A 19,218-nucleotide genomic window follows, 5' to 3' on the forward strand; every position below is an offset into this window, starting at 1 on the left:
TGGAGTTCTGTTCGATATAGACATTTATCAATAATTGATGCTTGTTTAAGTAGTTTCAAAGTTATGGTTATTCTCAAAAGACACATACTTTTCAAAAAAAGTAAAATTACATCGACTATACAAATTACGATAAATATGAATATGCATTATCATTTAGGTCACTTAATGGATCATTTCAATTCAAACGAAAAAAAAGGACAAATTGGTTTTCACTTAAGACAAATAGTTCATAAATATAATGACGAAAAATTAACAATTGACAAATCAAATGAGAAGATTTTAAAAAAAATAATTTCCCGAATGCTAAAATATGACAAAGGATATTGGGAAAAAGAAAATTGGGAATATAAAATATTATTTTATTCTCTATATGGATTATTAGAACCCAATCGCTCAGACTTACACAATCGATAGCTCCCAGCTCTGCGAAGTATAAATAAGTCGCAACAACAAAATATAATCGTGATAGCTCTGCGAAGTCTCGTGACTTCGTAGCAATTCCAATAATCTACAAACACAGGAAAATAAAGGTTGCTAAAGTTAGAACTGCATATAGCAATGGGTACGAAGGCGGGAGACTTCGCACAGCAAGATGAAGTCGAGAGACTTTGTAAACACCTGCTCGATCCAACGCAACCAATCCCAAGCAGCAAAAAAGTTATAAAACATACCGATGAAACTACTACTTGCCACATTCCTTTTAATTTCCAACTTGACAGTATTCGCGCAATCAAATTCATTTGCTGGTGATTATAATCGTACACTTAATACGACAGGAAATGATATGTTCGACTATAAATTGACTTTAAACCCTGATGGGACATTCCTATTTCATTACTGTTCTAAAATAAAAAACGGAATTCCACCTGAAGTAAATAAATACGGAAAAGGGAAATGGACTGCGAAAGACAATGTGCTTACTTTTTCTTCCAATAAACAAGAAGACTTTGATGCAAAATATACGTTGGATTTTAATAATTCCAAGGCGAGATTTGTAACTAAAAATTCTAGAGATAAAACGGAGCGAATAATCAAGACCAAACTTACGTTTGTAGAGTCCGAAATTCCCTGGATGCAAAGACTGGATGTTTTTAAAATTTAATTACGCATTATAACCCTACTCTGAGAAGTCTCCCGACTTCGCCACACACGCTGAGCAACCAATACAAATCCACTATCAAAGTCCTTTGCGAGGAACGAAGCAATCTCACTAGCAAAAGCAAACCCAACAAATTATTTAAACGGATATGCTAAATGTGATTGCTTCGTACCTCGCAATGACACACTGGATGGGAATGTATTAACTAAAACTAACAAGTCGTTCCCCGCAACCACTCACGACATTACTTACACCCGTTCATAACTCCATAAAATTTCTTTTTAATACCAATTTCTAAATTCCTAATTTGCACCCTTAAATTAGAAGGAGAAAATGAAGGTCTGTATTGCCGAAAAACCAAGTGTAGCACGCGAAATCGCATCCGTTTTAGGAGCCAATACCAAGCACGATGGGTATTACGAAGGCAATGGCTATCAGGTAACCTACACTTTTGGGCATTTATGTACCTTGAAAGAACCGAACGATTACAAACCCCATTGGAAAAGTTGGGATTTGAACAATCTGCCTATGCTTCCCGACAAATTCGAAACCAAAGTGGTGGAAAATTCGGGTATTCAAAAGCAATTCCGAATCATAAAAAGTTTGTTCGACAAAGCAGAGCTGGTCATAAACTGCGGGGATGCCGGGCAAGAGGGAGAACTGATTCAGCGCTGGGTTATGAACGAAGCACAGTACAAAGGCGAGGTAAAACGCTTGTGGATTTCATCCTTAACCACCGAAGCTATCAAAGAAGGTTTTGAAAACTTAAAACCATCTGCCAACTACGATAATTTATACTACGCCGGATTTTCCAGAGCCATTGGTGACTGGTTACTGGGCATGAATGCCACCCGTTTGTACACCGTAAAACATGGCGGATACAAACAGGTCTTGTCTATTGGAAGGGTGCAAACCCCAACTTTGGCAATGGTCGTGGACCGATTTAAAGAAATTGAGAATTTCAAACCGCAATCGTATTGGGAGTTACAAACTTTATACAGAGAGATGCGTTTTAGCTATGAGGAAGGACGCTTTTTGAAAAAAGAAGATGGCGAAATTTTGGCCCATAAAGTCAAGGAAAGTGAGTTCGAAATTGTCTCTGTCGAAAAAAAGAACGGCAATGAGTTTGCACCAAAACTGTTTGATTTAACAGGTTTGCAAGTGTATTGCAATACCAAGTTTGGTTTTACCGCAGATGAAACGCTTAAAATTGTACAGACTTTGTACGAACAAAAAGTGGTCACCTACCCGAGAGTTGACACTACGTTTTTACCTAATGATATTTATCCTAAAGTACCCGGAATTCTGAAAAATTTGACGAATTATGCTGCGTTGACGCAACCGCTTTTGGAAAAGAAGATTAAAAAATCACCCAAAGTTTTCAATGATAAAAAAGTAACCGATCACCACGCGATTATTCCAACGGGCGTACAAAACAATTTGCAATACAATCAGCAGCAAGTGTATGATATTATTACAAGACGTTTTATTGCTGTTTTTTATGATGATTGTTTGGTGGCCAATACCACAGTAATTGGGAAAGCTGCTGATGTAGCTTTCAAAACTACCGGAAAAGAGATCTTAAAAAAAGGATTTCGCGTAGTTTTTGAAGACCCGAACGTCAAAGAAAAAGAAGCAGATATATTGCCAAGTTTTGTTGTAGGTGAAAAAGGACCACACGAACCCTCGTTTTTAGAAAAAGAAACCAAACCACCGAATCAGTTTACAGAGGCAACCTTATTGCGCGCGATGGAAACCGCTGGCAAACAAGTTGACGACGAAGATTTACGCGAATTGATGAAAGAAAACGGCATTGGTCGTCCATCAACTCGGGCTAATATTATTGAAACCCTTTTTAAACGCCAGTACATCGTAAGAAACAAAAAACAGGTTTTACCAACGCCAACAGGGATTCAATTGATTGATACGATTCAAAATGAATTGGTGAAGTCGGCAGAACTTACGGGTTCCTGGGAAAAGCAGTTGAAAGATATTGAAAAAGGAACCTTTACCGCCGCCGCATTTATTAAGAACATGAAAAACATGGTAGAAGTTCTGGTGTATGAAGTACGGAGTGAAACCAGACGCGCCAATATTTCGCATGCAGGAAGTGTCCAAAAACAAGAAGCTGTTGTTGAGAAAAAGAAAGCAGCAGGCATTTTGGCGGAAGCCTGTCCAAAATGCAAAAAAGGAATGCTCATCAAAGGAAAATCAGCGTATGGTTGTACCGATTATAAAACAGGTTGCTCATTCCTATTACCCTATACTTTTGCCGACAAAAAAATATCCGAAAACCAATACTTGCGTTTGCTTCAAAAAGGATCTACTGTAAACTTGAAAGACTTTAAAACCAATGCCGGCGTTGTGGAAGGTTTACTTCGCTTTGATGAAAATTTCAAACTCATTTTAGAACCTAAAAAAACGTTGGCGAAAGCTGTGCCTGACGAATTGGCCTGTCCGAAATGTCAAAAAGGAACAGTCTTGAAAGGTAAAACTGCTTATGGTTGCAGCAATTATAAATTGGGTTGTGATTTCAAAGTGACTTTTGATGTGGTTCGAATGAAACTAAAAGATCAAAAACCAACGAAGGAATTGGTTTATAACATTTTGAAAGCGAGTGTTTAAGACTATAAAATTAATTCCCACCATATAAGTAATATAAGATCATTGAAGCTAGCTGTAAAAAGCAATACTTACATAATCTTATATTTCTTATATGGTAAAGTTTTTGACAAAGTTATGCTTTATAAAAGAAGGTGGTATTTAAGAACATTCATCATTATTTTGGAATTACAAATCTAAAAAAAAAACCTGTTTTATTTTTTCCTAATTTAGCATTTCAAAATAATATCATAAAATTCTATATAATGTTTCAAAAAACAACTCTTCTACTACTTTTGTTAGTCCTTATTTCCTGCAAAAATTCTGGTTCTAACGAAAAAGATAAAATCAAAGAAGCCCGTTGGATTCTGGGAGTATGGGAAAGCAAATCGGCAGACGGAAATCTCTCCGAAACTTGGAAAAAAGTTAATGATAGTACGTTTCAAGCCCAATCGTACTTTATAAAAGAAAAAGACACCTTACACTTTGAATCCATTACTCTCCAGCAAAATGGAGAAGTATTGAGTTATAATGCAACCGTAAAAGGACAAAATAGTGACAAGCCCGTTTCTTTCAAACTCACCAATTCAACCGAAAAACAACTGATCTTTGAGAATCCAAAACATGATTATCCAAAAAAGATCATTTATACCCAAATAAACGATGATCACTTAGTAGCTGAAATTTCCGGAACTCTGGAAGGAAAAGCCACTTCTGAGAAATTTGCAATGAATAAAACCAAGTAAAATTTTAACATATCCCCATAAATGAAAACCTCGCCATAACAAAGCGAGGTTTTTTTAGGCCCATAAAACTCTGAATTTCAATCGTGTAAAAATTATTTTCAATTTGCTATTCATATTTAATCTAAATAATTTTTGTTAAATCAAAAGTGGGTTATATATTTGCATCGTTATTTTTAATTATTCCAAATAAATGAATAAGAAATACTTTTTAATTGGCTTTGTAGCTGCGATAATGCTATCCAGCTGTACCGATGATTCCGAATATGTGCCCGTCATTAGCAATAAAATAGCCATTGGAAAACTGATTTTCTTTGATAAAAACCTCTCAAACCCTATCGGTCAAGCTTGTGCCTCTTGCCATGCGCCTGAAATTGGTTTTAGCGATCCATTGCACAGGGACATTTCAGAAGGTGCGAAAAGCGGGGCATTCGCCAATAGAAATTCTCCAAATTTAGCTTACAATGTATTTTCTCCGGAGCGTATGTACAATACAACCGATGAAACTTATATTGGCGGATTATTTCTTGATGGTCGCTCCCCAAATTTACAAGAGCAACTCAGGCATCCTTTTATTAATCCAGTAGAAATGAACAATGCGGATATTGCAAATGTTGTTTCCAAAATAAAAAATGCTTCCTATTTTTCGGAAATAGAAAAAGAATACGGAGTAGCAAAGACCGACGAAGAATTAATGTCTTATGTTGCCGATGCTTTAGCCGTTTTTGAAACATCTAAAGAAGTAAACTCATTTACCTCAAAATTTGATTATTTCTCTAAACAATTAATAAAATTTTCAGATACTGAAAAGAAAGGTTTAGCCATTTTTCAGGGAAAAGGAAAATGTGCACAATGTCATGTTCTAGAACCGGATGCTAAAACGGGCAAAATTCTATTTACTGATTTTACCTATGATAACATTGGAGTGCCCAGAAACGAAAAAAATCCATTTTATAACCAATCAACAACTGTAAATCCTGCGGGAGTGAACTTTATTGATTTAGGTATTGGCGGTGCCGTTTCACAACCCGAACACAACGGAAAATTTAGAGTTCCAACATTGCGAAACATTGCTATTTCGGCTCCCTATTTTCATAACGGATCGTTTAAAACCTTAAAAGAAGTCATTCATTTTTACAATGTTCGAGATATAAAACCTAGCGAATTCGGAGCTCCAGAAGTGCTTGAAAACGTAAATAGAGACGAATTGGGCAATTTAAAAATGACAGCCGAAGAAGAAAGTCAATTGGAAACATTTCTTGGAACACTAACCGATCATTACCGAAAATAATTTTTTTATAATACAAAAACCGTTATATGAATTTCAATAAAATAATACTTACTCTTGTTGCTTTAGCTGGACTACAAACCATACACGCACAAGAAAACATTAAAAATGAACTGAAAGAAGTTATTGTAAAAGGGTTCAAAACCGTAAATGGTGTGGGGCACATGACCGATAGTAAAGACGGAATCATTTACGCTGGCAAAAAAAATGAAATCATTCTTGTTGACAGTCTCGATGCCAATAAAGCCATCAATAATACGCGTCAAATACTGGGAAGAATCCCAGGATTGAATATTGTAGAAACTGAAAGTAGTGGATTTACAGCAAACGGAATTGCAACACGTGGCCTGAATCCGTCCCAAAGTGTCGAGATGAACACGAGACAAAATGGCTACAACATCAGTGCTGATATTTATGGTTATAATGAATCCTATTATATTCCACCAATGGAAGCCGTAAGTCGTATCGAAATGGTTAGAGGTGCAGCATCGTTGCAATTTGGATCACAGTTTGGTGGTTTAGTCAATTATGTTACCAAAGATGTCCCAAAAAATAAACCTTTTGAATTCATTACTTCACAAACTATAGGAAGTTATGGTTTGTATAATTCCTTCAATTCTGTTGGTGGGAATTATAAAAAAATAAGCTACTATGGCTTTTTACAATACCGCAATATGGACGGATACAGACCCAACAGCCAGCAATCACAAGTTTCTGGATTTGGAAAAATACAATACAATCATTCCGACAAATTAAATTTTGGAGTTGAATATTCTTTACTTCGAAATAAAATAAAAATGCCGGGAGGATTAACCGACAGCTTATTCAATGCAAATCCAAAAACATCTACACGAGCAAGAAACTGGCTAAAAAGTCCATGGAATATCATAACGGCTTACGCCAATTATACTCCTTCGGAAAACAGCACTTTGAGCGTTAAGTCAACTTTTTTGTTTAGTAGCCGTTCTTTAGTTTGGAGAAATGAAGATGGTGGTGCTGCAGCTACAGACGACATAGACCCTATAACGGGAGCATATGTACCAAGAGAAGTGGGTATTGAAAAAATGAACAATACCACAACCGAAATACGTTTTTCACAAAATTATTCTTTAGGGAATCAAAAATCAACTTTTGCAGGCGGTGTTCGCCAGAGCTACGCTTGGTTTAAGCGTCAAGGTGGTGGAGAAGGAACAACAAATAGCGATTTTGATTTATCAATTTCGGGAGATTGGGGATATGATTTGGATTTTAGCACCACAAATCTAGCACCGTTTGTAGAAAATATTTTTAAAGTCTCCAAAAACTTTACTGTTACTCCTGGCTTTCGATTTGAATATTTAAGAAATACTGCCAAAGGACATAAAGAAGTAGAAGGCGACATTCAAATTACAGATGAAGTTAGAAATAGAACTTTTGCATTAGCAGGACTTGGATTGGAATTAAAACATGGGAAAAACACCAGCATCTATGCCAATATTAGTCAAGCTTATCGCCCGATAGATTATAGCCAATTAGAACCTTTTGGAATTAGCTCTAAAATTGACCCCAACCTAAAAGATTCAAAAGGATTTAATAGTGATTTAGGCTACAGAGGTACGATTAGAAACTACCTGAATTTTGACATTGGTGGATTTTATATGGCATATAACAAACGTATTGGAGTGACTTTGGCGACAGACCCTATCACTGGGGACTATTATTCTGTTAGAAAGAATATTGCCAATAGTGTACACCAGGGTATCGAAAGTTATATTGAGTTTAATATTCTAAAATACTTGAATTCACAATCTAGTTTGGGTTTAAGTATTTTCAATTCCTTTGCCTATGTAGATGCAAAATACACCACAGGAGAATTTAAAGGAAAAAGAGTCGAAGCCGCCGCTAAAACTATAAATCGTGTGGGTTTAATTTTTAGCACTAGCAAATTATCGACCACTTTACAGGTTAATTCTGTTGGAGATGCTTACGGTGATGCTTCAAATGCAATGAGTAGTGAAGATCCGGTTGCGGGTTATATTCCAGCTTACACAGTTTTAGACTGGAGTGCTTCTTATAAATTGAAAAATTTTGCAATCAAGTTAGGTGCCAATAATTTAACTGATAAATCATACTTTACCCGCAGAACAGATGAATATCCTGGGCCAGGAATAATACCTGCGGTAGGAAGAAGCTTCTATTTAGGTTTTACAGCTAAATTTCAATAAATAATATTTAATTTTTCTTTTTTAAAGATAAAAATTTATGACAAATTTGCGACTAATTTTTTTAGTATAAGTAAACGAATAATCATAAAATAAAATCAGCAAATCGCCACTTTTAATTAAACACATTTCATTTTGAGATGTGTTTTTTTTTGATAACAAGAACAGACAGCAAGATTAAATCGAAATGATTTGGATTAATACCACCATTACTTTCTGACGTTGATAAATTGTAAAAACTTAATTATCAATAGTTTAAAAATTAGTTAATTTTTTATTAATATTTAGTCTAAATAAGTTTTGTTAAATCAAAAGTGGGTTATATATTTGCATCGTTATTTTTAATTATTCCAAATAAACAATCATGAAATATATTTTACTACCTACTTTAACCTTATTATTTAGTATGGCTGGCTCTGCCCAAGAAACAGCAAGTATCATTGAAAAATCAAATACAATTGAAACATTTGATACCGTTTCTGATACCGTAAAAAATAAAAAAGGGGGAATCCTTAAAGAAGTTATTGTAACACAAAATCAACAAAAAAAATCATTTTCAGCGGTAAGATCAGGTTTGAAACCTATGGACATTCCACAAAGTGTACAAATAATTGGCGCAGAAATTATAGAACAACAACAGTCAATCAGACTAAGCGATGTAATAAAAAATGTAAATGGCGTTTACGTTGGTTCTGCACGTGGTGGAGCTCAGGAATCTTTCTGGTCAAGAGGCTACGATATGACTGCTAACAACATGTTTAAAAATGGTTTTCGTTTAAATGGCGGTTCAATTCCAGAGGTAACATCATTAGAAAAAATAGAAATATTAAAAGGAAGTGTTGCATTATTATACGGAAACGTAGCCCCGGGTGGAATTTTGAACATGGTAACCAAAGCGCCTTCATTCAAAAAGGGAGGAGAAATAGGGATGCAAATAGGAAGTTATTCATTTTACAAACCAACAATTGATATTTATGGTCCCTTAAATAAATTTATCGCCTACCGCTTTAATGGTACTTATGAAAATTCGGAAAGCTTTAGAGATGTAGTAAAAAAAGAACGTTATTACATTAATCCCTCTTTTCTTTTCAAAGTGAGTAATAAAACCGAAATTACCTTGCAAGGAGACTATTTAAAAGACAATTGGACACCTGATTTTGGAACGGGAAGCATTGGAAAAGAAATTCTCGATCTTCCTCGTAGTCTTTATTTAGGGGCAACTTGGTCTAATGGACAAACCAAAACAGCATCTATTTCCGGATTGGTAAGCCATGATTTTAATAAAAACTGGAAATTAGATTTTAATACTTCAATTCAAGATTACAACAGAACTTCTAAAGGAACGGAACGTATCGTACCTGCAACTAATGGCGATTGGAAACGACCATTGGGAGAAAATAAAAACTTAGAACAAATCATAGGAGAACAATTCAGTTTGCAAGGAACTTTTACAACGGGAAAAGTCAAACACCAATTATTTACTGGTATGGATTTTGAAAACTCCTTTTTACAAGCCTATACCTTTACCTTTTCTCCAACAACTTATGGTAGCGGTACTATTTTTGATTTTGATAATTTTGATCAAGGTGGAGCTATACCAAATTCAAAAAACACTAAAATAGTAAAGACAGATACCAATCGTTTTGGAATTTACGTACAAGATTTAATTTCCGTTACCGAACAATTTAAGGTTTTGGCGGGAGTACGTTGGTCTTGGCAAGAAGCACAAGCGGAAACATCAGACATTATAAAAAAGACCGTTACGGAAGAGAAAAAACGTATTGACGAGGCTTTTTCGCCAAAATTGGGACTGGTATTTCAACCCGCAAAAAACACGTCTTTGTTTGCTAGCTACGCCAACTCATTCACACCAAATACTGGATTTACAGTAAACAATGAAGTAATTAAACCTTCGGTTATAGATCAATATGAAGTTGGAGTTAAAAAAGATTTCTGGAGAGGAATATTTAGTACTAATGTAACTTTATACCAAATTACAAATAACAATTTAGCTCAGACTGCTGAATTTAAAACGGATGGTGTTACACAAAATACAGATTCGAACGTAAAAGTTTTGAGCGGAGCAACTAAAAGTAAAGGAGTAGAAATAGACATCACCGCAAAACTAATGGATGGTTTGAATATCATGGCTGGTTACAGTTACAATGACATGCGTTATACTAAAACTTCAGGATTAAACGGAAGCAATATTGAAGGAGATCGTTTGGTTAGAACGCCTGCCAACACTGCTAACTTCAGTTTATTCTACAAATTACCTGCAGGCATATTAAAAGGATTTTCTGTAGGAACCATAGCTAATTACATCGGAAAAAGAATGGGAGGATGGAACAATCAAATCGATACCACATTGCGTTCAGGAATTAATATACGAGAAATTCCTTTAAACGATTACACCACTATTGACGTATCTGCAGGGTACGAATGGAAACAGTTTTCAATCCTTTGCAAATTATCTAATATTACAAATGAATTGAATTATACCGTTCATGAAAACTACAGCGTGAACCCTATTGCACCGCGCCAAGTAATGACGAGTTTAAAATATAAATTCTAATTAAACCTTTTATTAAAAAAAAAGTCTAATTTTTTTTAAACCATTTTAACAGACCAAAAACATGAACAAAAAGACTTTCAGAAATTTACATAGAGATTTAGGCTATTTCTATATTGGACTAATCGTATCATTTGCTTTATCAGGACTTATGATGAATCATAGAGATTCTTGGCATCCTGAAAAATACACGACTGAAACTAAAGCTATAGAAGTACAACTTCCTGCAGAAAGCGAAATCAACGAGAAATTTGCTGAAGATTTTGGAAAAAAATTAGGTATCGATGATAAGATGAGACGTCATACGGTAAAAAAAGGAACATTTAAAATTTCTTATGAAAACCACGATGTCGAAATTGATATGAAAACAGGAAAAGGAGAAATTGTCTCTTTTATGAAAACGCCAATCATCAGCCAATCGATGAAATTACATAAAAACGATTCCAATTTTTGGATTTATTATTCAGATATTTTTGCTTTAAGCCTAATTACCATTGCATTAACCGGAACAATAATGATCAAAGGAGGAAAATTCAGTTTCAAGCAACGCGGCTGGAAACTGGCAGTTGCCGGAGTTATATTTCCTTTACTATTTTTGATTTTCTTTGGGTAAAACCCGTTCAACAACAATATAAAAACCTCGTATCGAAACGGGGTTTTTTGTTTAAAAAAAGAAATTGCGTTTTACTATATTTGGAGAACGGATAATAGGTTTCCAATAACTCAAACTATCGAAAAACACACCTTTAATCAAAAAGTGAAAGCGAAAAAGTCATTATGAAAAATACAAACAACAACCAATTAAAGAAAAGTCTAGGTTTTGGTTTTGGTATTGCAGTATTAATTGGCGGTACAATTGGTGTTGGAATTTTACGTACACCAGGTATTATTGCAGGTATGTTAGATAATTATTGGCTTATTCTTGCTTGTTGGCTTTTTGGTGGAATTTACATACTAATTGGGGCAAACTCCTATGCTGAATTAGCCACAATGCTACCAAAAGCGGGGGGATCGTACAATTATATAAAAAGAGCTTTTGGGGATTACGCCGGTTTCCTTTCAGGGTGGTTTGACTATATCGCAAATTCAGTTCCACCCGCTTTTTACTGTATTGTTATCAGCGAATATATTGTTGTTTTATTTCCAAGTTTAGAAAGTCAGACTACAGTTATCGCCATTGCTTTTTTAATCGCCTTTACCGCACTTCATGTCAGCGGTGTAAAAAATGGAAGTTACTTCCAGCAGCTGACAAGTATTATTAAAGTTGGAGTTTTTGTAGCCTTAATCGTCGCCTGTTTTATGTATTCGGGAGTCCAGTTTAATCCTATCGAGAAAGATACCCCGTTTTTTGAAATGGGAATACTATTTGGATTTTTTAAATCACTTCAATTAATAATTGGAACTTACGATGGCTGGTATGCCGTTTGCTTTTTTGCAGAAGAGGATAAAAACCCCAGCAAAAACATTCCAAAATCGTTATATACCGGCGCTATAATTGTCATTGTCCTTTATGTATTAATAAATACAGCGTTCTTTTATGTATTGCCTGTTTCCGTATTAGCCAATTCACCATTGGTAGCTGCCGATGTTGCTAAAGTGGTGTTTGGAACTCAGGGTGCAATTATAGTAACCGTAATAGCCATTTTTTCTTTGATCAGTATTCTCAATGCCTATATGATGATTCCGGCACGAATCCTATTCGGATTAAGTCGCGATGGTTTTTTTATTCAAAAAGGAACTAAAATTAACAAAGGCGGTACTCCAATAGTAGCACTTTTGGTCTCATCCTTAATTAGTTTACTACTGATCTATATCGGTTCCTTCGAAGTCTTATTTTCATTTGGAACCTTCATGTCGGTCATTGTTTGGGGATTGGCCTATTGTTCGCTTATAAAATTGAGAAATAAAGAACCCGATTTACCCAGACCTTATCGCTCTTGGGCTTATCCTTGGTCTACAATACTCGTGATTATAGCTACAGTGGCCCTATTGATGGGTTTTGCCTATAGCGACACTAAAAATTTTGTAATTATTCTCGCTATTTCATTGTTTTCCTATCCTGTTTTTTTATTTATAAATCGAAACAAAAATTAAGAAAATAAAACATATAAAAACATTTGAGATTGATCTACGTTAGAGATTTTTTAAATAAACACAATCATTTACAATGTGTTTTTTATTACATTAGCTAAGAATATTTTTTCATTTTTAAAGATTTCTATTGCAAAACTGACAATCATTTACTTTCTTTAAAAAAATCATTTAAATGAATAAATTAACGACCATAATTGGAGTTTTATTCCTAATCATTATCTCATGTTCAGAAAATGAAACCAAAGAACCAACAAATGAGAATAAAAATCCACTAATTAAAACAATAAAAGAGATAAGCTCCACAAGCGGTTTGTCAACTTCATTTACTTATGATGGATTTAAGATTAAAGAAGCGACGACTACTGGTTTAAATGTTGGTCAGTTTAAAATTATTTATACCTATACTGGAGATTTGATAACTCAAGAAGACTTATTATTAAACTCTATTCGTTTTTTAGTTTATGATTTTCTTAAACTATAAAATTAAAAAAATCCCAATCCTGAAATTTTCAGCATTGGGATTTCATATTTTAGAAAACTAATCCTTATTTCAATCCAGCCAAACTATGCTTGATGGTTTCAATCTTAGACAAAGCATCTGCTTCTTTTTGAACTTCGTTAGCCAATACTTTTTCTGGCGCACCAGCCACAAATTTCTCGTTTGCTAATTTGCTTTGAACTGATTTCAGGAAACCTAGCGTATAAACTAATTCCGCTTCTAATTTTGCAATTTCTTCTTCTACATTTATATTTCCGGTAATAGGAATAAAATACTCATTTGATTTTACACGGAAAGACAAAGCGCCATCCACTTTATTAGAAACATAATCCAATGAAGTGATGTTCCCTAATTTCGCCACGACCGAATCAAAATAGGTTGAAGCTTTATCATTATTCACGATTTTCAATTCAATGGTATCTCTAAAAGGAATATTCTTGTCTTTACGAATCGTTCTGATTCCAGAAATTACTTCAATAGTATTTTCGAAGTCTGAAATTAAATGGGCGTTAAAAGGTTTTATTTCCGGCCAGGTCGAAACGATTAATGCTTCTTCACTAGTTCTTTCGGCAAGAATTTGCCAAATTTCCTCTGTCAAGAACGGCATAAACGGATGCAATAATTTCATGTTGTTTTCTAACATTTCTATGGCTTTCGCCAAAGTTGCGCTGTCAATTGGTTGTTGGTATGCCGGTTTTATCATTTCCAGGAACCAAGAACAGAAATCATCCCAAACTAGTTTGTAAATCGCCATCAAAGCATCGGAAATTCTATATTTTTCGAAATTGTCCTCGATTTCCAGAAGCGTTTGTTGCAATTTGGCTTCATACCATTGAATTGCTACTTTAGATGATTCCGGTTGCGCAATAACATCTGAAACTTCCCATCCTTTTATAAGTTTGAAGGCATTCCAAATTTTATTGGTAAACGCTTTTCCTTGGTTACACAATTCCTCGTCAAACATAATATCATTACCGGCAGAAGCGCTCAAAAGCAATCCTACACGAACTCCGTCAGCTCCAAATTTTTCGATTAAATCCAAAGGATCAGGTGAATTTCCTAATGATTTAGACATTTTACGTCTTTGTTTGTCCCGTACCAAACCAGTCAAATAAACATTCGTAAATGGTTTTTTTCCCGTATATTCATAACCCGCAATAATCATCCTCGCCACCCAGAAAAACAAAATATCCGGACCGGTTACTAAATCATTGGTTGGATAATAGTATTTAAAATCTTCGCTTTCTGGATCCATTATCCCCCCAAAAACGGACATTGGCCATAACCAAGAAGAAAACCATGTATCGAGAGCATCAACATCCTGAGTTAAGTCTGAAGTTGTAAGTAGTAAGTTATTGGTTCTTTCTTTAGCCAAAACTAAAGCTTCCTCGATGGATTCAGCAACTACAAAATCTTCCTTTCCGTCTCCATAGAAATAAGCAGGAATTTGCTGTCCCCACCATAATTGACGGGAGATATTCCAGTCACGTATATTATTTAACCAGTGTGCGTATGTATTATTAAAACGAGCAGGGTGTAATTTAATTTCACCATCGACCAATACCGATTGAATTGCAGGTTTAACCAAATCTTCCATTTTCAGGAACCATTGGTCCGACAATCTTGGCTCGATAACTGCTTTGGTTCGTTCAGAGGTTCCTACTTTATTCAAGTGTATTTCCGTTTTTGCCAAAGCACCGATACTTTCTAGTTCTTTGGCAATTTCTTCCCGAACCACAAAACGATCTTTCCCTTGGTATTGTAATCCAAAACTATTCAAGGTTGCATCCTCATTGAAAATATCTATTATCTCCAAATTATGCTTCTCCCCTAGTGCCTTGTCATTCATATCATGAGCAGGCGTCACTTTTAGACAACCGGTACCAAATTCGATATCTACATAGACATCTTCAATAATTGGAATCACTCTTCCACAAAGAGGGACAATTGCCTTTTTCCCTTTCAGGTGAGAAAAACGTTCGTCATTTGGATTAATACAGATAGCGGTATCGCCAAAAATAGTTTCTGGACGCGTCGTAGCAATTGTCAGAAAATCTTCAGTTCCTTCAATTTTATATTTTAGGAAATACAATTTTCCTTCTTGTTCTTCATAAATTACTTCTTCGTCTGACAAAGTCGTTTTTGCTTCAGGATCCCAGTTTACCATTCGGTATCCTCTGTAAATCAATCCTTTGTTATATAAATCTACAAAAGAACGAATTACCGAAGCTGACATGTTTGGATCCATAGTGAATTTTGTTCTTTCCCAATCACAAGAGGCACCCAATTTTTTCAATTGGTCTAAAATTACACCACCATATTTATCAGTCCATTCCCAAGCGTGAGCCAGAAATTCTTCCCGAGTCAAATCATTTTTGTTGATTCCTTCGGCTTTTAATTTAGCAACAACCTTAGCTTCAGTAGCTATCGAAGCATGATCTGTTCCAGGAACCCAACAAGCGTTGAAACCTTTCAGACGTGCTCTTCTTATTAAAACATCCTGAATCGTATTGTTTAACATGTGTCCCATATGCAAAACTCCAGTTACATTCGGTGGCGGAATTACAATAGTATATGGCGTTCTCTGATCGGGCTCTGAGTGAAAGTAATTGTTTTTCATCCAGTAGTCGTACCACTTATTCTCAATAGTTTTAGCGTCAAATTGTGCAGGAATTATCATAAAAAGCAACTGTTAAAACCAAAATTATACTTTGGTCTGATATTTGTAATTAATAGTGGGAACAAAAGTAAATAATTAAGTACACTATAAAAAGAGAAATAAATATTTGTACGTTAATTAAAACAAAGTACTTTTACTAAAATGAATTTAAAAAAATGAAAATGAAAAAAATAATTACTTTAATAGCAATCCTGTTAGTTAGCAGTGTGGGTTTTGCTCAGTCTGGAGCTAAAATTGATTTTTCAGCTAAAGACAATACTATCGATTACGGTAGAATAGCTAAATCAAACGACAATGGAATACGGGTTTTTGAATTTACAAATACGGGGAATGCACCTTTGATTATTTCCTCAATTCAGTCAACAGCAAATTGCACCATATTATCGAGTACAAAAGATCCTATTTTACCAGGTAAAAAAGGAAAAATTGAGATAAAATACAATATGACTGCAGGGCCAATTCGAAAAACAATTACGGTTGAATCTAATGCCGTGAACTACGAAGAAGGAAGAGTAGCTCTAAAAATAAAAGGAGAAGTTGTTGGCAATTAAATTTCCGCAGTTAATTATAGATAGCGCTTTATGAAAATAATCATAAAGCGTTTTTTTTTTATAAAACATTTTGCAATTGAAACTTAATTTTAAGTTTTTTGTTATTTCGTTCGACTTCCATCGTAATCCAAAGTTCCTCTTCTGATTTCAAAAAGGAATTCATTTGTTGCAACGAATACTTATAGCTTGGATTCCCGTTTACAGACACAATTACATCTCCTTTCTCTAAACCAGCGGCAAAAGCAGGTGAGTTTTTCCGAATATTTGCGATAGAGTAAACAGGTTTTAGATTAAAGCTATATTTAAAATTATTACCATTCTTTTCTGCTTTTGTTTTATAAGGATCCTCGGTAACAACAATAGGAACCGTTTGTAGATATACTGTTTCTTGCACCCATTGCATTCCCTGCTGCTGAATTTCGATTCCACTTTTATTATAATTAAATGGCCCATTAAATTCCTTATTTTTCTTTAAATATAGAAGCCCGTTAGTATAATCCATAATAATTGTAAATCGTCTTAAAATCTCACCGCCTACTGAGCCTACTCGACCAGCAACCATTTTTACACTTCGTAATGAACTAGAATCTGGAAAGGCAGCAATTGGATTTTTAAATTCAAATTCAGACATTTTAAATTTAATAATTCGCGCACGTTTCCCTTCAACATCTCCGCTGAATCCTTTTCCCAGATAATCCTCAAAACTTTTAGAAGGAATTTTTATTAATTTTGAACGATTTTCAAAGAGCCAAATTGCGTCACTGTTGCCAATATCAATTAATAATTTTGCAGGAAACTCTACGGAATCTATAGTTACTGTACTTATTATATATGGTTTTAGCCTTTCTATTGCAATAGCAACCTTTTCAAAATTTTTTTCTATTTTTTTTCTATTTTTCTCAATATCCCTATGAACAATTACTCTTTTTTTTTCGTAATTGATTTCAATCAGATTATTTTTAAAAAATTGATATCCAATAATGCCATTCACAGGAATCCCAATATGAGAGGAAAGATTAAATTCCTGGTCTAAAACAATATACAGCAAATGATTAACAGATTTCAATCCTTTAATTTCCAAGATATTATTAGTCGATTTTAATCCTTGGATGGCGTCTTCACTTCCTAAACCACGCAAAGTAATTTTTTCGACATTAGAAAATTCAATTTCTTTTTTTTCTTCCAAACTAAACAAAATAGTTTCTTCAACACCTGAATCCAACAAAAAATTTAATTCGATGCCATTAACCTTAATTGGAATAAAAACTAAATTATTAATAAGTTTGAAAGGAACAGTTACTTTATTAACATTTTCAGCGAATTGAAAACCATCTTGTGCCAAAATAGGCCAAACACAAAAAAGAATAAAAAATACAGAAACTCGTTTTTTCATTTACAATCATTTTGATAAAAATACACAAAATATTGATTATTTGTATAGTTTCTGTCACATTTACAATTGCGTTTAACAGAAATTTTCAAAAAAAAAATGCAAATTTGCACTTCAATAAATGAACCATGCCAAAAATTTCCAACAAAGGCAAGAATATGCCCGAATCACCAATACGTAAATTGGCTCCCTTTGCAGAAATCGCAAAGAAAAAAGGACATAAAGTATATCATTTGAACATTGGTCAACCTGATATAAAAACCCCTGAAATAGCCATTAATGCGATAAAAAATATTGACTTAACTATTTTAGAGTACAGTCATTCTGCGGGAAATGAAAGTTACAGAAGAAAATTATCTCAATTTTACAAACAACAAAATGTTGCCGTAGAATTTGAAGATATTATAATTACTACTGGAGGTTCAGAAGCCTTACTATTTGCATTAGGTACAATCATGGATCAAGGTGATGAAATCATTATTCCCGAACCTTTTTATGCCAATTACAGTGCCTTTTCGACCGCATCAGGGGGTAGCGTAGTTCCTGTAATTTCAACTATTGATACTGGATTTGCACTTCCATCCATTGCTGAATTCGAAAAGTTAATTACAACAAAAACAAAAGCCATTCTAATTTGTAATCCCGGAAATCCTACAGGTTATTTATATTCAAAGAATGAGATCATGCAATTAGCAGCGCTCGTAAAAAAATACGATATTTTTCTTATTGCTGACGAAGTATACCGAGAATTCATATATGATGGAGATACTCATTATTCTGTAATGAATATTCCTGGACTCGAAGAACATGTAATCATGGTTGATTCTGTTTCAAAACGCTATAGTATGTGTGGCGCAAGAATAGGATGCCTAGTGTCAAAAAACAAGGAAGTGATGGCAACTGCGATGAAATTTGCTCAAGCGAGACTAAGCCCTCCTACTGTTGAACAAATTGCCTGTGAAGCAGCTATTGATACTCCTCAAAGTTATTTTGACGAAGTAATTTCGGAATACAGAGAACGCAGGGATACACTAATATCTGAATTAAATAAAATAGAAGGTGTCATAGTCACTAAACCGAAGGCAGCATTTTATTGCATTGCACAACTTCCTGTTGACAATGCTGATATTTTTGCGCAGTGGCTTTTAGAAAGTTATGATTTAAATGGTGAAACCGTTATGGTTGCCCCTGCCGCTGGATTTTATTCGACACCCGGAATGGGTTTAAATCAGGTACGTATTGCGTATGTATTGAAAAAAGAAGATTTGATCAGTGCCGTACGCGTTCTAAAAGAAGCTATTCCTGTTTATAATGCAACCCGACTTAAAAAACTAATTGCTGCTCAATAAAAATATGAATTAGGAAATTCTCTTGCTTTATATATACAACCAAAGATTTCCAGACAATTAACTAAAGGCAATGACGATAAAAAGTTATTGCCTTTAGTTTTTAAAGGACAAAAAACTATCTGACATCACCAATCCTCTCTATAAAACCATC

The 19,218-nt window shown here is 34.5% G+C and carries 14 protein-coding genes; 12 read left to right on the forward strand and 2 right to left on the reverse strand.

Annotated elements, in window-relative coordinates:
• The first annotated feature begins 135 nt into the window (after positions 1-135).
• The 10 genes from ACFX5F_RS06170 to ACFX5F_RS06215 all read left to right on the forward strand — a co-directional run bounded on the left by ACFX5F_RS06170 (position 136) and on the right by ACFX5F_RS06215 (position 13,079).
• Positions 136-414, forward strand: a complete 279-nt coding sequence (locus tag ACFX5F_RS06170) for a hypothetical protein (RefSeq protein ID WP_379850938.1) — start codon at positions 136-138, stop codon at positions 412-414.
• A 259-nt stretch (positions 415-673) separates the two neighbouring features.
• Positions 674-1,102: a hypothetical protein gene (locus tag ACFX5F_RS06175; protein WP_379850940.1), complete on the forward strand. Its 429-nt coding sequence runs from the start codon at positions 674-676 to the stop codon at positions 1,100-1,102.
• A 330-nt stretch (positions 1,103-1,432) separates the two neighbouring features.
• The gene (locus ACFX5F_RS06180) at positions 1,433-3,724 is read left to right on the forward strand and encodes a DNA topoisomerase 3 (protein WP_379850942.1); all 2,292 of its coding nucleotides are present in this window, start codon (positions 1,433-1,435) and stop codon (positions 3,722-3,724) included.
• 242 nt (positions 3,725-3,966) lie between these two features.
• Positions 3,967-4,446, forward strand: a complete 480-nt coding sequence (locus ACFX5F_RS06185; protein ID WP_379850944.1) for a DUF6265 family protein — start codon at positions 3,967-3,969, stop codon at positions 4,444-4,446.
• Between the two features lie 190 nt (positions 4,447-4,636).
• Entirely contained in the window at positions 4,637-5,734 is a 1,098-nt protein-coding gene (locus ACFX5F_RS06190) for a cytochrome-c peroxidase (protein WP_379850946.1), read from the forward strand.
• Positions 5,735-5,760: 26 nt separating this feature from the next.
• The gene (locus tag ACFX5F_RS06195; RefSeq protein WP_379850948.1) at positions 5,761-7,935 is read left to right on the forward strand and encodes a TonB-dependent receptor family protein; all 2,175 of its coding nucleotides are present in this window, start codon (positions 5,761-5,763) and stop codon (positions 7,933-7,935) included.
• 361 nt (positions 7,936-8,296) lie between these two features.
• Positions 8,297-10,507: a TonB-dependent siderophore receptor gene (locus ACFX5F_RS06200; RefSeq protein ID WP_379850950.1), complete on the forward strand. Its 2,211-nt coding sequence runs from the start codon at positions 8,297-8,299 to the stop codon at positions 10,505-10,507.
• 61 nt (positions 10,508-10,568) lie between these two features.
• The gene (locus ACFX5F_RS06205) at positions 10,569-11,117 is read left to right on the forward strand and encodes a PepSY-associated TM helix domain-containing protein (RefSeq protein WP_379850952.1); all 549 of its coding nucleotides are present in this window, start codon (positions 10,569-10,571) and stop codon (positions 11,115-11,117) included.
• A gap of 164 nt (positions 11,118-11,281) precedes the next feature.
• Positions 11,282-12,598 carry an APC family permease gene (locus ACFX5F_RS06210; RefSeq protein WP_379850954.1) on the forward strand — a complete coding sequence of 439 codons (1,317 nt, stop codon included), beginning with the start codon at positions 11,282-11,284 and terminating at the stop codon, positions 12,596-12,598.
• Positions 12,599-12,770: 172 nt separating this feature from the next.
• Entirely contained in the window at positions 12,771-13,079 is a 309-nt protein-coding gene (locus ACFX5F_RS06215; protein WP_379850956.1) for a hypothetical protein, read from the forward strand.
• A 64-nt stretch (positions 13,080-13,143) separates the two neighbouring features.
• Here ACFX5F_RS06215 and ACFX5F_RS06220 read toward each other — a convergent pair whose 3' ends face one another.
• Positions 13,144-15,777, reverse strand: a complete 2,634-nt coding sequence (locus ACFX5F_RS06220; protein WP_379850958.1) for a valine--tRNA ligase — start codon at positions 15,775-15,777, stop codon at positions 13,144-13,146.
• Between the two features lie 161 nt (positions 15,778-15,938).
• On the opposite strand from ACFX5F_RS06220, the gene ACFX5F_RS06225 reads away from it, so the two are divergent.
• A complete protein-coding gene (locus tag ACFX5F_RS06225; RefSeq protein WP_379850960.1) occupies positions 15,939-16,328 on the forward strand; it encodes a DUF1573 domain-containing protein in 390 nt (129 codons plus the stop codon).
• 58 nt (positions 16,329-16,386) lie between these two features.
• On the opposite strand, the gene ACFX5F_RS06230 is transcribed toward ACFX5F_RS06225, so the two are convergent.
• Complete coding sequence (locus tag ACFX5F_RS06230; RefSeq protein WP_379850962.1) at positions 16,387-17,721, reverse strand: PDZ domain-containing protein; 1,335 nt, start codon at positions 17,719-17,721, stop codon at positions 16,387-16,389.
• 125 nt (positions 17,722-17,846) lie between these two features.
• Between ACFX5F_RS06230 and ACFX5F_RS06235 the strand changes: the two genes are divergently transcribed.
• Complete coding sequence (locus ACFX5F_RS06235) at positions 17,847-19,067, forward strand: pyridoxal phosphate-dependent aminotransferase (protein WP_379850964.1); 1,221 nt, start codon at positions 17,847-17,849, stop codon at positions 19,065-19,067.
• Positions 19,068-19,218 lie beyond the last annotated feature (151 nt).

The organism is Flavobacterium zhoui (assembly GCF_042787235.1).
In the GTDB taxonomy this organism is placed as follows: Bacteria; Bacteroidota; Bacteroidia; order Flavobacteriales; family Flavobacteriaceae; genus Flavobacterium; species Flavobacterium zhoui.